The 13,289-nt window shown below is 65.4% G+C and carries 14 protein-coding genes and 1 tRNA gene; 11 read left to right on the top strand and 4 right to left on the bottom strand.

Annotated elements, in window-relative coordinates; translation table 11 throughout:
* Positions 1-8 precede the first annotated feature (8 nt).
* Positions 9-830 carry a DUF63 family protein gene (locus NKJ34_RS06560; protein ID WP_253737481.1) on the bottom strand — a complete coding sequence of 274 codons (822 nt, stop codon included), beginning with the start codon at positions 828-830 and terminating at the stop codon, positions 9-11.
* 83 nt (positions 831-913) lie between these two features.
* Here NKJ34_RS06560 and deoC point away from each other — a divergent pair, with 83 nt between their 5' ends.
* The 3 genes from deoC to NKJ34_RS06545 all read left to right on the top strand — a co-directional run bounded on the left by deoC (position 914) and on the right by NKJ34_RS06545 (position 4,277).
* Positions 914-1,561: a deoxyribose-phosphate aldolase gene (gene deoC / locus NKJ34_RS06555; protein WP_253737480.1), complete on the top strand. Its 648-nt coding sequence runs from the start codon at positions 914-916 to the stop codon at positions 1,559-1,561.
* A 70-nt stretch (positions 1,562-1,631) separates the two neighbouring features.
* On the top strand, positions 1,632-3,488 hold the full coding sequence (locus tag NKJ34_RS06550; protein ID WP_253737479.1) for a formate/nitrite transporter family protein: 1,857 nt from the start codon (positions 1,632-1,634) through the stop codon (positions 3,486-3,488).
* 42 nt (positions 3,489-3,530) lie between these two features.
* Entirely contained in the window at positions 3,531-4,277 is a 747-nt protein-coding gene (locus tag NKJ34_RS06545) for an Lrp/AsnC family transcriptional regulator (protein ID WP_253737478.1), read from the top strand.
* A gap of 28 nt (positions 4,278-4,305) precedes the next feature.
* Here the strand turns inward: NKJ34_RS06545 and NKJ34_RS06540 are convergent, their stop codons facing one another.
* Positions 4,306-4,734, bottom strand: coding sequence for a universal stress protein (locus tag NKJ34_RS06540; protein ID WP_253737477.1), 429 nt, complete (start codon positions 4,732-4,734; stop codon positions 4,306-4,308).
* Positions 4,735-5,103: 369 nt separating this feature from the next.
* On the opposite strand from NKJ34_RS06540, the gene NKJ34_RS06535 reads away from it, so the two are divergent.
* The 3 genes from NKJ34_RS06535 (at position 5,104) to NKJ34_RS06525 (ending at position 8,437) form a co-directional block, all read left to right on the top strand.
* Positions 5,104-7,401, top strand: coding sequence for an amino acid permease (locus NKJ34_RS06535; RefSeq protein ID WP_253737476.1), 2,298 nt, complete (start codon positions 5,104-5,106; stop codon positions 7,399-7,401).
* A gap of 89 nt (positions 7,402-7,490) precedes the next feature.
* Complete coding sequence (locus tag NKJ34_RS06530; protein ID WP_253737475.1) at positions 7,491-7,988, top strand: ferritin-like domain-containing protein; 498 nt, start codon at positions 7,491-7,493, stop codon at positions 7,986-7,988.
* Positions 7,985-8,437: a metal-dependent transcriptional regulator gene (locus tag NKJ34_RS06525; RefSeq protein ID WP_253737474.1), complete on the top strand. Its 453-nt coding sequence runs from the start codon at positions 7,985-7,987 to the stop codon at positions 8,435-8,437. The genes NKJ34_RS06530 and NKJ34_RS06525 overlap by 4 nt, the downstream gene beginning before the upstream one ends.
* Before the next feature lie 12 nt (positions 8,438-8,449).
* Here the strand turns inward: NKJ34_RS06525 and NKJ34_RS06520 are convergent, their stop codons facing one another.
* Positions 8,450-9,628, bottom strand: coding sequence for an MFS transporter (locus tag NKJ34_RS06520; protein WP_253737473.1), 1,179 nt, complete (start codon positions 9,626-9,628; stop codon positions 8,450-8,452).
* A gap of 363 nt (positions 9,629-9,991) precedes the next feature.
* Positions 9,992-10,162, bottom strand: coding sequence for a DUF7838 family putative zinc beta-ribbon protein (locus tag NKJ34_RS06515; protein ID WP_253737472.1), 171 nt, complete (start codon positions 10,160-10,162; stop codon positions 9,992-9,994).
* A gap of 186 nt (positions 10,163-10,348) precedes the next feature.
* Here NKJ34_RS06515 and NKJ34_RS06510 point away from each other — a divergent pair, with 186 nt between their 5' ends.
* The 5 genes from NKJ34_RS06510 (at position 10,349) to NKJ34_RS06490 (ending at position 12,984) form a co-directional block, all read left to right on the top strand.
* The gene (locus NKJ34_RS06510; protein WP_253737471.1) at positions 10,349-11,233 is read left to right on the top strand and encodes a universal stress protein; all 885 of its coding nucleotides are present in this window, start codon (positions 10,349-10,351) and stop codon (positions 11,231-11,233) included.
* 60 nt (positions 11,234-11,293) lie between these two features.
* A complete protein-coding gene (locus NKJ34_RS06505) occupies positions 11,294-11,704 on the top strand; it encodes an acyl-CoA thioesterase (RefSeq protein ID WP_253737470.1) in 411 nt (136 codons plus the stop codon).
* A 76-nt stretch (positions 11,705-11,780) separates the two neighbouring features.
* Positions 11,781-12,314, top strand: coding sequence for a cob(I)yrinic acid a,c-diamide adenosyltransferase (locus NKJ34_RS06500; protein WP_253737469.1), 534 nt, complete (start codon positions 11,781-11,783; stop codon positions 12,312-12,314).
* A gap of 285 nt (positions 12,315-12,599) precedes the next feature.
* Positions 12,600-12,833, top strand: coding sequence for a hypothetical protein (locus NKJ34_RS06495; RefSeq protein WP_253737468.1), 234 nt, complete (start codon positions 12,600-12,602; stop codon positions 12,831-12,833).
* A 76-nt stretch (positions 12,834-12,909) separates the two neighbouring features.
* A tRNA-Val gene (locus tag NKJ34_RS06490) sits at positions 12,910-12,984 on the top strand.
* The last annotated feature ends 305 nt before the right edge of the window (positions 12,985-13,289 follow it).

Here is a 13,289-nt window from a genome sequence, read left to right as displayed (position 1 = left end):
CACGGCCGTCACCCGCCGGTGACGGCGAACAGCAGCAGGTTGTGCACCCCCGGACCGAGCCCCACAGCCGCGATGAATCCCAACAGCAGGTAGCCCTCGGTCGGCGTCTCCTCGATGTAGTCGGCGAACAGCACGACAACCCCGCCGACCACGGCCAGTTTGACCAGAACGAACAGCCAACCGATCCCCAGCGCTTCGGCGGTCGGCAACGCCTCGGCGACCCCCATGATCGCCCGCGAGACGGGGCTCCGCTCGCCGAACCCCAAGGCGTCGACCCCAACGGCCGTCGACAGGCCGTCGAGGGTGTGACCGAACACCGCCAGCAGCCCGACCCCGCCGGTCGTCGCCGCTGCTGCCGGGCGGAGTCGCCGCACGGCGAGCCACGCCAGCCCCGTGAGGCCGATCGAAGCGACCGCCGCGATTGCGGGCCACCACAGCGCCAACGTGCCGCGGTCGACACCGACCGCGAGCGTCGTCCCGACAACCGGCACGAACACCACGAGCCCGGTGGCCGCGATCACGAGTGGGACCTGCCGTCGCGTGCGGCTCACGTCCCCAGCCAGTAGGACCGCCCCAGCGAGCACCGCGACCGTCAGATACACTGCGGCCGTCCCGCCGAACGGTGCGAGCGCCGGCGGGAGCCCATCGACCACATAGAGGACGTGGAGCGCCGAGCCGACGGCCATCCACGGCGCGAACGCGACGATGTGCCGCGCGGTGACCGGCGGCCGTCGGCGGAAGAGCCCAGCGCCGACCGCCGCTGCGGCCGCGAGCAAACCCAGCAAATAGGGCCACGGCGGCAACGCGAACCCTTCGGGGAGCAAGACCATACCCGGAGGCAGTCGGTTCGGCGTCAAAACTGTGCCGAAGGCTCGAAGCGAGCTTTATCATCCCGCCCCTCCGTCGACCAGCCATGAACCGACAGGAGCTCGCCGGGCGGATCGATCACACGGTGTTGGGCCCCGAGACGACGCCCGCCGACGTCGACCGCGTGGTCGCGGAGGCCACGGAACACGGGATGAACGCCTGTATTCCACCGTGTTATGTGGCGGCTACCGCCGAGCAGGCACCGCCTACCCTGACGCTCGCCACGGTGATCGGCTTCCCACACGGCCAAGACAGCACGCGAATCAAACGCGAGGCGGCCGCCTCGGGGTGGAAGGCCGGTGCCGACGAACTCGACGTCGTCATCAACGTCGGTCGACTCAAAGCCGGGGAGACCGACGCCGTCACCGAGGAGATCGAAGCGATCGTCGCGTCGGTCCCGGTTCCGGTCAAAGTAATCATCGAGGCCGGACTGTTGACCGACGACGAGAAACGGCGGGCCTGTCAGGCCGCCGTCGACGCCGACGCCGCGATGGTCAAGACGTCGACCGGGTTCGCGGACGTCGAGCCGAGCGGGGCGACCGTCGCGGACGTCGAACTGATGAGCGACTATCTACCGGTGAAGGCCAGCGGCGGGATCGGCGACTACGAGACGGCGATGGCGATGCTCGATGCGGGGGCCGAGCGGATCGGGGCCTCGGCTGGGGTCGAGGTCCTCGCGGGCGCGCCTCAGTAGCGCCCCACCAGCCGGACCTCCCGAGTCGAAAAGCCAACACCTTAGGTTTGGAGCCGATTCGTCACCCGTAATGAGCGAATCGAACGGCAACGAGCAGGAAGACTCGGTGCGGGACGCCGTCGAGCGGTCCAGGAGCGGCGCACCCGCTGTCGGTGAGGTCCTCCGCGATCGGTTTTCGGCGGACGAAGTGTTTCAACGGGTCGTGGCGGCCGCCGACGAAGAAATCACCTCCGGCAGCCGCGAGCTGTTTTTCAGCGCGGTCGCCGCCGGCTTTGCCATCACCATCACCTTTCTCCTCTATGTCTCGATGTCCGCGGCCGCCGACAACGCAGTCGTCGGCACGCTACTCTACCCGCTTGGGTTCATTTACATCATCATCGGCGGCTACCAGCTGTACACCGAAAACACGCTGCCGCCGGTCGCGTTGACCCTCGAACGGCTGGCGAGTATTCCGACGCTGTTTCGCCACTGGGGGATCGTTCTGGCGGGGAACTTCATCGGTGGGGCGATGGGCGCGATTTCGTTGGTCTACGGCGGGATCTTCGAACCCGAAAGCCAACTGAAGGCCATCGAGATCGCCGAGAAAGGCGCCCTGTACACCGAGTGGTGGTCGCTGTTTTTCAAGGCCGTGTTCGCCGGGCTCATCGTCGCCGGCGTCGTCTGGGTCGGCTTCGCGGCGGGCGACACCGTCACGCGGCTCTTGGCCGTCTATCTCGCCTTTCTGGCGATCCCGAACGGGAACCTGTTCCACGTCGTGGTGTCGTTTACCGAGGTCATCTATCTCGTCTTGGAGACCGACTACTCGCTCGTCGTCGGGATGACGAGCTTCGTCCTGCCGGTCCTCCTCGGCAACACCATCGGCGGGGTGGGGTTGGTGACGGTGGTTAACTACTTCCAGACGAGCGAAGAGCGGCTGGAATCCGCCCGCTTCGAGGGGCTCAACCGCCGGCTCACGATCCCCGAGTGGACGTTCGGTCGGTTCGCTGGCCGATCCTACGTCCCGATCCTGGATGCCGCCGAGGCCGCCATCGTCGGCGAGGACCGCTACCGGATCATGGTGCCGATCACGAACCCCCGGACGGATGTGCCGATCGTCGAACTCGCCTGTCGGATCGCCAGCCACCGCGAGAACGCCACCGTCCACGTCGTCCACATCGTTCAGGCACCCGCGAAGATGTCGCTGGTCAGCGGCGGCAACATCGAGCGGATCGAGGCCGAATCCGACAGGCGGATGGCGGACATCTACGGGCTCGGCGAGCAGTACAACACCGATGTCAAGGTATCGTCGCTGGCGAGCCACCACTCCTTTGAGGAGGTGTTCAACATGGCTCGCCGCACTCGCCCGGAACTGGTCGTCATGGAGTGGGGCGAAGACCAACTCTGGAACGCCGCCCGCGCCGAGCGCCCCCTCGACGAGGTTACGAACCAGCTCCCGTGTGATTTCGCCATCATCAACGACCGCGGGCTCGACACCTCGCGCATCCTGATTCCGACTGCCGGGGGTCCGGACTCGGGACTCAGCGCCGAGGTCGCGGCGGCCTTGCAGGCAACGACCGGTGCGGCGGTCACGCTGCTCCACGTCGTCGACAGTCCCGCCCAGCGCGAGGCGGGCGAAGCCTTCCTCGAAACGTGGGCCGCAGAACACGGCCTCGAAGACGCGGCGTTCATCGTCGACGACTCCGGCGATGTCGAGGCCGCTATCGAACGCGAGGCCCGGGACGCGACGCTGATCGCGATCGGCGCCACCGAGAAGGGACTGCTCTCCCGGCTGGCGACCGACTCGCTCCATCTGGATGTCGTCAACGACGTCGAGTGTTCGGTCCTGTTGGCCGAACGACCCTCCTCGCGCTCGCTGCTCAAGCGGTTGTTCGGGAAAGGTCGACGCGAACAGTCGGAGTCGGAGCTGGAGCCGGAACTCGAGTCGTAGCCGGAGGACAACCGTCTTATGAGTCGGCTGTGTGGCCGGGGTATGGACACGCAGCTCGACGAGATCGACCGCCGGGTGATCTACGAGTTGATGGCCGACGCTCGCGGGACGTCGGCCCCCGAGATCGCCGCGGCGGTCGACGTCTCGCCGGCGACGATCCGCAACCGGATCGACCGCCTCGAAGAAGCAGGCGTCATCACCGGCTACCACGCCGCGGTCGACTTCGAGGCTGCCGACGGCCGCCTGACGAACCTCTATCTCTGCAACGCGCCGGTCGACGAACGCGAATCGTATGCGAGCAAGGTCCGCGCGGTGCCGGGCGTGGTCAACGTCCGGGAGCTAATGACCGGTCGCCGGAACCTCCACGTGCTGGCGGTGGGTGAGTCGATCGACGACCTCCGGCGGATCGCCCGCGCCATCTCCAGTCTCGGTATCGATATCGAAGACGAGGATCTGGTCCAGACCGAATCGGTCCACCCCTACTCGCCGTACGGCCCCGAACCCGAGGAGGAACGCAAGACGCTGTCGGATTTCACCAGTCTGGCTGGCGGCTCCGAGATCGTCGAAGTCACGGCGGGCGAGGATTCGCCGATCGTCGGGCGACCGCTCTCGGGGGCCAGCCGCCGCGGACTGCTCGACGACGACACGCTCGTCATCGCCATCGAACGCGAGGGAAAAGTACTGACACCGCACGGCGAGACACGGATCGAGGCGGGGGACCTCGTCACGCTGTTTTCCCGTGGCGGGATCAGCGACGAGACGCTTGTGGCCTTCCGGAACCGGAAGTAGCCTGTCGGTACCGGAACGTAAGCGGTAACTACTCGTCGTCGACGTTCGGCAGCGCGATTACGGGGCGGTCGGCCTGCGTGACGAGTTTCAGCGAGCGATCCCCCGAGAGGAACTGGACGAGACGGTTGCCGCCGCGTGCGCGGTAGGCGATCGCGCTGGCGTCGACCTCGTCGGCGGCCTGGAAGATCGCTTTCACGACGTTCCGTGCGTAGGCAGTCTGCGTGTCGGCGTTGGGGAACTCCTCGCGGACCGCCGCAAACGCCGCTTCGGCGATCTCCTCGGACTGCTCGACAGGCGTCTTGTCCACTACACCATCGCCTTTTTCGACGACGTGGAGTGCAGTCACGTGATTCGGGCTGTACGGGGCGAGCTGTTGGGCGGTTATCCGTGCGTCTTCCTTGGTCGCAACGGGCACGATAACATGAGAGAGAAGCTCCGTGTCGACTGACTGATCCATATGCAGTCGACACGAACAGCCTGTATAAGTGTTCTGTGGCAACTGGAACGTGTCGTAGATCCAGATGTCTAAATCCGAACTACAATCCGTTACAAATGCTGTATACCAAATCAGTTTAAATATGCATCTGTGTATGCCGAATGTAGTTGTCGAACACGTTAAGTACAGATCGTAGATAGTGATCGGTATGATACACCGAGTCGACACTGTGACCGGCAGGGGCGTCAGGCGACACCGCCTCGTTGGACAGTCGAATCGATTAAACCGAAGGCGACGAACCACTCGGTATGATTGAGCACAGCTGCTTCGGTCAGTCGACCGGTCCGGGCCACTGGCGAGGCGTCGACTGTCGCTCACTGGAGGGTCGAGATGAGTGACCAAGAACTCGCCAAAGACCTGACGCTGACCTCGGCGCTGACCATCGGGATCGGGACGATGATCGGCGCGGGCATCTTCGTCCTGCCGGGGACAGCCGTCGAACAGGCCGGGCCGCTGGCTGCGGGGGCGTTCGTCCTCGGCGGGTTTATTGCGATCTTCACCGCGCTGTCGGCCAGCGAACTCGGGACGGCGATGCCGAAATCCGGCGGCGCGTACTTCTACATCAACCGCTCGCTGGGGCCGATGTTCGGCTCTATCGCCGGGTGGGGCAACTGGATTGGGCTCACGTTCGCTTCCGCCTTTTATATGTTCGGCTTCGGCGAGTACGTCATCGCGTTCAAGCCGCTGTTGACCGAGATCGTTTCGTCGGCTCCCTTCGGCGACCTCGTTATTGCGGCGCTCGAAATACCGGGAATCGTCCTCGCCCCGATCCCGCTGTCGAGCGCGAAGATCATCGCCCTGCTCGGGGCGGTCTTTTTTGTCTCGGTCAACTACTTCGGCGCGAAGGAGACCGGCAAACTCCAGAACATCATCGTCTTCACGCTGCTTGGTATTCTCACCGTTTTCACGCTGTTCGGTGTACTGAACGCCGATATCGAATCGCTTCGTCCGTTCGCGCCGAACGACTACGCGCCGCTGCTCCCGCTGACGGGACTGATCTTCGTCTCCTATCTCGGCTTCGTCCAGATCACCTCGGTTGCCGAGGAGATCCAGGATCCCGGCCGTAATCTCCCGATCGCCATCGTCGGCAGCGTCGTCATCGTGACAGTCATCTACGCGCTCGTGTTGCTCGCAGTGCTGGCGGCCGTACCGAACGAGATCGTCGCGGGCAACGATACGGCGGTCGTCGAGGTCGCCCAGATACTGATCGGGCCGCTGGGCGCGCTGGCGATGCTGTTCGGCGGGCTGCTGGCGACCGCGTCGTCGGCCAACGCCTCGATCCTCTCGTCGTCGCGGATCAACTTCGCCATGGGTCGGGACAAGATCGTCTCGCCGCAGCTCAACGAGGTCCACGAGCGGTTCGGCACGCCGTACAAATCGATCGCGCTCACCGGCGGGCTGATCGTGCTGTTCATTCTGGCCGGAAACCTCGAACTGCTGGCGACCGCCGGGAGCGTGCTGCATCTGGTCGTCTACGGGCTGTTGAACATCGGGCTGATCGTTATGCGGGAGGCCGACCCCGAGGAGTACGACCCGGAGTTCACGGTGCCGCTCTACCCGATCGTGCCGATTCTCGGAGCCGTGCTCTCCTTTGCCCTGATCGGCTTTATTGAGCCGTTCGTCGTCCTGCTGTGTGGGATCTTCGTCGCGCTGGCGGTCGCGTGGTATCTGCTGTACGCACGCTCGCGGACGACTGCCGAGGGCGTGCTCTCGGAGTACATCCTCTCGCGGTCCGAGGAGATGCCCGACGCCGCGGTGTCGGCGGCCTCCTCGGTCAAACCTGACGGCGGCGAGTACCGCGTGATGGTACCGCTGTCGAACCCCCGAACCGAGCGGGACCTGATCGAACTCGGCAGCCTGATTGCGAAGGCAAAGGGCGGCACCGTCGTGGCGACCCACATCGTCCAGGTGCCGGATCAGACGCCGCTGTACGCTGGCTCGGAGCACGTCGACCGGATCGACGCCGAATCGGAGAAACTCCTCGAGGCCGCCCGCGAGGACGCCGAGACGTTCGGCGCGCCCGTCGAGACGAAGACTATCCTTTCGCATCGCTCCTTCGAGGAGGTCTTCGACGCCGCCGAAACCGATGCGGCTGACCTCGTGGTGATGGGGTGGGGCGGTGCCGACTCCGCGCTGTCGGCCGGTCGTGTCGAGTCCCCACTGGACGAACTTACCAGCAATCTTCCGTGTGACTTCCTCGTAATGAAGGATCGCGGCTTCGATCTCTCGGACGTGCTCGTGCCGACGGCGGGCGGCTACAGTTCGGATCTCTCCGCGGAGATTGCCGAGATCCTCCTCGAAGAGGGGTCCGACGTCTCGCTGCTGTACGTCGCCGACGACGAATCCGAACAAGAAGACGGCGAGGCGTTCCTCGAAGAGTGGGCCGAAGACCGCGGGCTCGACGAGGCAAACCGGATCGTCGACACCTCCGGGGATGTCGAGGGCGCGATCGCCCACCACGCGGCCGACCGGTCGATGGTGATCATCGGGGCGACCCGCGAGGGGCTCCTCTCGCGGCTGGTCCGTGGCTCGCTGGCCTTCGACGTGCTCAACGACGTCGACTCCTCGGTGCTGCTGGCCGAGCGGCCACAGAAACGGTCGCTGGTCGACCGGCTGTTCGGTCGCTGACCCCCGGTGAACGGCCGAGGGGAAAACCGTAAGTTCCCAACGCACAGAGAGGAACGTATGGAATCGACAGTATCGAACGGGGGACGGCCGTGAGTCTCGGTCAGCAGGTGGGGTCGGACCGCCAGTTGGCCCGCCTGCTCCAGATCGGGATCGTCCTCGAAGAGGTCGTCGAGGCTCGCGCCCACCGCCACTACCAGTCGCTGGCCGCCGACGAGCGTGACCTCGATGCCGAGATCGAGGAGTTGCTCTCGCATGCCGCCGACGAGTCCGCCGACCACCGCAAGCGGCTCGAAGATCTTATCGAAGGACTGACCGTCGACAGCGTCCCCTTCGACGAGATCGAGACGCTGGTCGAGGCCCGCTACGGCAAGACCAAACCCGAGGATTTCGACGGCGTGCTCTACGACCAACTCTGCAACGAGGAGACGGCCTACAAGTTCTACGACGACCTGATCGAAGCGATCGAGGCCAGCGACGCCGAGTTTAGCGTCGACCGCGAGCACGTGGTCGAGGTGCTGGAGGGGCTGAAAGACGAGGAGCGCGACGGCGTCGAGCGAGTAACCACGATCATGGAGGAACGCGAATGAACACGGCCAACCAGTATCTCAAAGCCATCTATCTGATCCAACAGCAGGACAACGAACCCGCCGCGACCGGTCGCGTGGCCGACATGCTCGATGTGAGTCCCGCCAGCGCCAACGAGATGATCGGCAAACTCGAAGACCGCGGACTGGCCGAACACGAGAAGTACAAGGGCGTGAGTCTCACCGACGACGGGATCGTTCGCGCGCGGGATGCCCTCCAGACCTACTGCATCATCGAGCGATTCCTCGCCAACGTCCTCGGTGTCGAGGAGTTCCGTGCGGAGGCCCGCGAACTCGAACCCGTCATCGACGGTACCGTCGCCGAGCGACTCGATACCATCATCGATCGCAAACCCGAGTGTCCCGACTGTTTCGATCCGGAACTCGACGCCTGCCGGTGTCTCGATGTAGCATTCGAGTCCGAGCCCGAGTCCGAACAGCCGGCCGACTAGTTTTCCGTTCGCTCACCGTCCGAGGACAGCCACCACGACGAGCCCGGCTGTCGCCACGACTGCGGCCGCCCCGAAGACGCCACGGACGCCGACGACCGGCACCAGCGGGCCGAAGAACACGGGCGAAACGAACTGTCCCGTGTAGCCGGCCGAGGCGAGATAGGAGCTGAACTGTCCCTGTCGACCGGCGGGCGCAAGCGCCTCGATCCAGCCGAACGCCGACGGGAAGACGAGGCCGAGTCCGAGGCCGAAGCCGACCACCGAGGGGATCGCCGAGAGCGGCGAGTCGACGAGCAGCACCCCAGCGAACGCAACCGTCCACAGAGTGAGCGCCGCAACAACGAGGACGGGCCGACTCGTCCGGGCGATCAGACGGTCGTAGAGCGCCGCCGAGACGCCACCGGCTAGCCCGTTGGCGGCGAGATAGAGGCTGATCGAAAACGAGGAGGTGATCCCGACGCCTTCGAGGAGTTGCGGATAGAAGACGACGATCGTGTACAGCAGCGCGTTCGCCCCGAAATACAGCAGGTAGACGCCGACGAGCGTCGGTCGACGGCGGAACACGGTGACGACGCCGGCGAGCCCGGTCTCCCCTCCGGTCTCCGACTCGTCGGTCCCGCCGTCGGCGGTCGGCTGTCGGCCGCCGGTCTCGGGAACCGTCAGGATCGCCAGCAGGCCGAGCGGTAAGGCGATCAGGTAGACGCCAAAGGGGGCCTGCCACGAGAGCGTCCCGAGCGCGCCGCCCACGAGCGGCCAGATCACCGCACCGACGCTGTTGGCGCTGCTCCGCAGGCCCAGCGCACGGTTCATCCGCTGGCCCTCGTAGAGCTGGTAGATCAGGACCGTAATCCCGGTGTAGACGAACGCCACGCCCACACCGAGGACGGCCCGCGAGGCCAGCAGTGGCCAAAACGAGTCGATCCCGAGGCCGGCCCCGCCGCCGACCCCGTACAGTAGCAGGCCGAATACGAACGGACGGCGCGGGCCGATCCGGTCGACCAGCGCCCCCGCCAGCGGACTGACCAGCACGATCAGCGCCCCGTGAGTCGTGATGATCAGGCCGGCGCTGGATTCGGAGACGCCGAGGCTCGACTGGATTGCCGGCACGATTGGCCCGAGGATCGCGCCGGCCATCACCGTCAGCGTCGCCGACGCCAAGATCACCCACAGCGTCGCGCGCGTCCGCCTCATACCCTCACTCACCGCGGCGCTATCAACACGGTTGTGGTTCTGCTCTGAGACGGAGCGGACCTCTCAGTCCCCATCACCGTGTGCGGCCAGCAGTCATGGCTGCGCTGTGCGAGTTATGCTATTTCGTATATCGTTATCCCATTTACGCGTAGTCGACGAACCGCCCGACGCGGGGCAGTAGCGGTAACACTGGGATCCAGAAGTATCACGCCCAACGGCCGAGGCCGAAACAGGGAGTAGCGAAGTGGCCTCGCGTGCTGCCGGGCGACCCGCTAACCGGGGTACCGGTCCGGACAGCAGTCGACCGTGAATCGGCCACGCGTCGACCCACGGCTGTCGCCGGCAGCGCGGCCAGCGCGGGGGTCAGCTCTCGGCCGGGAGGGTGTCGATGCCGTCGATCTCGACGAAGGTGTACTCGCAGTCCGGACACCGCCACTTGACCTTCTCGCCGAGATGGAGGGTGGTGCTGGCGGCCCGGTAGAACGTCGACTCGGATCCACAGTCGGGACAGTACTGGCTACGTTCCAGACTCATACCACGGCGTTCGAACCGCGTCCTGTTAAGATATCCGTTCATCGGTGCTCGACGGTGGCCGCCGACACACTGATAAATCGTATCCCGCGATATACAATCGTGGTCGTATCACTCGAGTTGGATCGGAGACGGAACACTTCGTCTGTCGACAGTTACGGCTAACTGTGCCAGCACCGAACGTCGACCATGTACCAGCCGATCGACACGATTCTGGTTCCGACCGACGGTAGCGACGGGGCCGAGACGGGAGCCCGGCACGGAATCGGGGTCGCGGCCGAGGCGGGTGCCGAACTGCACGTACTGTCGGTCGTCGACGCCCTCGAACTCGACTCCTCGCTGTCGGGTGTCGACGAGACCGATCCAGAGGGGCGGTTCGAAGCCGAAGCGCGGCGCGCGGTCGAGACCGTCACGGAGCTGGCTCAGCCCCACCTCGATTCCGAACCCACCACCGCCGTCGAGTGGGGTCGTCCCTTCCGGTCGATCACCGAGTACGCCGAGCGCCACGGGGTCGACCTGATCGTTATGGGCACCCACGGCCGCAGCGGGCTCGAACGCCTCGTCCTCGGGAGTGTCGCCGAGAAGGTCCTCCGGACGGCGAGCGTCCCGATCCTCGTGGTCCCGCCGGCGTCGACCGACGAGATCGGAGCCGGGTATCGGGAGGTGCTCGTCCCAACCGACGGCAGCGAGGCGGCAGCCGGCGCAGTCGACTGGGGGCTCACGCTGGCCGATGCCGACGACGGGCGGCTCCACGCGCTGTATTCGGTCGACACCGGGCGGTTCGCCGGCGGCGAGCTGGCGGGCGTCTACGACTCCCTCGAATCGACCGGGGAGGCCGCCCTGGATGCGATCCGCGAGCAGGTGGCCGAAACCGAGGTCGACGTGACCGCGACGATCGGCACCGGTCCGGCCGCTCGCGTCATCCGGAGCTATAGCGACGAGCACGCGATCGACCTGATCGCCATGGGAACCCACGGCCGCAGCGGCGTCGAGCGCTATCTGATCGGGAGCGTCACCGAGTCGGTCGTCCGGCACGCGGACGTGCCGATCTGCTGTGTACCGATGGGTGGCTGAGCGGCGGGAGGGGCTCCCCCGTCCGACAGCCCGATATGGTCGGCCGCCGAGCGCTCCCGTATGCCCAGCCAGCCGTTCGTGACGCAGCTTCCGGTCCGGTTCCGTGATCTCGATTCGTTCGGCCACGTCAACACCGCGGTCCACGCGAGCTACGTCGAGGAGGCTCGGATGGCCTACTTCGAGCAGGTGGTGGGTGTCGACCTCGCTTCGGTCGGGACGGTGGTGGCCTCGCTGTCGATCGACTACCGCCGACCGATCGAGTTCGGTGACGACCTCGCCGTCGAGACGCGAGTCTCGGCCATCGGCACGACGAGCCTGACGCTCGACCACGACCTCCGGGTCGACGGCGACGTCGTGTCGACTGCGACCGTGGTAGTGGTACGCTACGATTACGCGGCCGACGAGCCGGTGGCGGTGCCCGAGGCGTGGCGGTCGGCGATCGTCGACTTCGAAGGTGACGCGATCGAGTGACGGTACCAAACTACTTGCTGATCGCCACCGAAACGGGATGTATGTCAATCCGATACACCGGCGGAGGCGGTCGACAGTGACGATCTACACTGGTCGCGGCGACGCGGGCGAGACCGACCTGCGGGACCTCTCCCGCGTCTCGAAGACCAACCCCCGAATCGAGGCCTACGGCGTCGTCGACGAGGCCAACTCGCTGATCGGGACCGCCCGTCCCAGCGGCTACGACGACGTCGACGACTGGCTGGCGTCGGTCCAAAACCACCTCCATATCATCCAATCGGAGTTCGCCACCCCCGAGCCCGACGACGAGGATCCGCGGATCCGCGAGGAGCACGTCGACCAACTGGAGGAGTGGATCGATGCCGCCGACGAGGAACTCGAACCCCTCACGTCGTTCATTCTGCCGGGTGGCGGCGACGCGGGGGCGGCGTTGCATCACGCCCGGTCTGTCACACGGCGGGCCGAGCGCCGCGCGGTCGAACTCGCTCAGAACGAACCGATCAACGCCGAGGCAGTGACGTACCTCAACCGGCTTTCGGACGCCCTGTTTACGTTCGCGCGGCTGGTCAACGCCCGCGACGGCGTCCCCGAGGAGTCGCCGACGTACTGAGACTGGACGCCGCGCTGCTGGAACGGTACTGTCGCGGGAAGCGGGTTCGACCGCCGCCGTGGTGGGACAGACGGATGAGTGTGTGGCGGCGGCCGATCCGGGTCAGGTTATCGATCGAGCCCACGGTGCCGTCGACCCGGCGACGGAGGCAATACGCGGCGGCGGGAAGCCACGCCCGCCAGCCGTGTTTTTAGGTTTGCCTAAAGAATAATCAAGGCTTCGATTTAGGACGGCCTAAAAACAGTCGGCACAAAAGCTATATCTGTTGCTGCCGTTAGGTCAGATATGAACAAGCACTTCAGTGACGCACGGTACTACCTCGGCCGCGCCGCATCGCACCTCAAACTCGGGCTGGGCGAGGAGCTGGCTCCGGTCACGCGGCGTGTGCGGGCCCGTCTCGGCTACGAGGTCGAGGAGCCCACGGAGCCCGAAACGCGTACGGGACGGGTGCGCGTCGCTGCCACCCAGGGATTCCAGCGTCTGCGGCAGGTCCGTCAGCCCGACGAGCAGACGGCCTGATCGGGTAATTCCGCGTTTTTATCGGTGGGTGTAGAAAGAAGCCTTTAAGTCCGGTCGACAGGTAGCGAACGGTAGCGGGTTGGTGGTCTAGCCAGGTTATGACGGCTCCTTCACACGGAGCAGGCCGGCGGTTCGAATCCGCCCCAACCCATTTCTGACGGCATCACAACGACGAGCGGAGCGTATGCGGAGCGAGGAGTCGGTGCCGTCTGTTCGGTTGACTGGCGGATTCGAAGCAGGGAGCGATCGAAGAGAGCGACTGAGGTGCGAATCCGCCCCAACCCATGTTTTGATTTCGGCGGATCCGAATACGACTGTGGGGTCTGTCGTCGACAGATAGCAACTAACCGCTGCACTGAAACCGGTTGGGTCGTCTCAGTTCGTAAAAAACAGATACAACAGTGAGATCCAGACAACGACGTTGACAGCCACTGCAGCCGCCAATAACAGCCAATT

It is taken from the genome of Halohasta salina, assembly GCF_024178165.1.
Lineage (GTDB): Archaea > Halobacteriota > Halobacteria > Halobacteriales > Haloferacaceae > Halohasta > Halohasta salina.
This window is presented reverse-complemented; position numbering and strand designations above follow the sequence as displayed.

What these genes read in the sequence shown, in the direction of transcription:
- NKJ34_RS06525 (WP_253737474.1), top strand. Translation starts at nt 7,985, where the DNA reads ATGAACACGGCCAACCAGTATCTCAAAGCCATCTATCTGATCCAACAG.
- NKJ34_RS06495 (WP_253737468.1), top strand. Translation starts at nt 12,600, where the DNA reads ATGAACAAGCACTTCAGTGACGCACGGTACTACCTCGGCCGCGCCGCA.
- NKJ34_RS06515 (WP_253737472.1), bottom strand. Translation starts at nt 10,162, where the DNA reads ATGAGTCTGGAACGTAGCCAGTACTGTCCCGACTGTGGATCCGAGTCG.
- NKJ34_RS06510 (WP_253737471.1), top strand. Translation starts at nt 10,349, where the DNA reads ATGTACCAGCCGATCGACACGATTCTGGTTCCGACCGACGGTAGCGAC.
- NKJ34_RS06545 (WP_253737478.1), top strand. Translation starts at nt 3,531, where the DNA reads ATGGACACGCAGCTCGACGAGATCGACCGCCGGGTGATCTACGAGTTG.
- NKJ34_RS06550 (WP_253737479.1), top strand. Translation starts at nt 1,632, where the DNA reads ATGAGCGAATCGAACGGCAACGAGCAGGAAGACTCGGTGCGGGACGCC.
- NKJ34_RS06560 (WP_253737481.1), bottom strand. Translation starts at nt 830, where the DNA reads ATGGTCTTGCTCCCCGAAGGGTTCGCGTTGCCGCCGTGGCCCTATTTG.
- NKJ34_RS06540 (WP_253737477.1), bottom strand. Translation starts at nt 4,734, where the DNA reads ATGGATCAGTCAGTCGACACGGAGCTTCTCTCTCATGTTATCGTGCCC.
- NKJ34_RS06505 (WP_253737470.1), top strand. Translation starts at nt 11,294, where the DNA reads ATGCCCAGCCAGCCGTTCGTGACGCAGCTTCCGGTCCGGTTCCGTGAT.
- NKJ34_RS06535 (WP_253737476.1), top strand. Translation starts at nt 5,104, where the DNA reads ATGAGTGACCAAGAACTCGCCAAAGACCTGACGCTGACCTCGGCGCTG.
- NKJ34_RS06520 (WP_253737473.1), bottom strand. Translation starts at nt 9,628, where the DNA reads ATGAGGCGGACGCGCGCGACGCTGTGGGTGATCTTGGCGTCGGCGACG.
- deoC (WP_253737480.1), top strand. Translation starts at nt 914, where the DNA reads ATGAACCGACAGGAGCTCGCCGGGCGGATCGATCACACGGTGTTGGGC.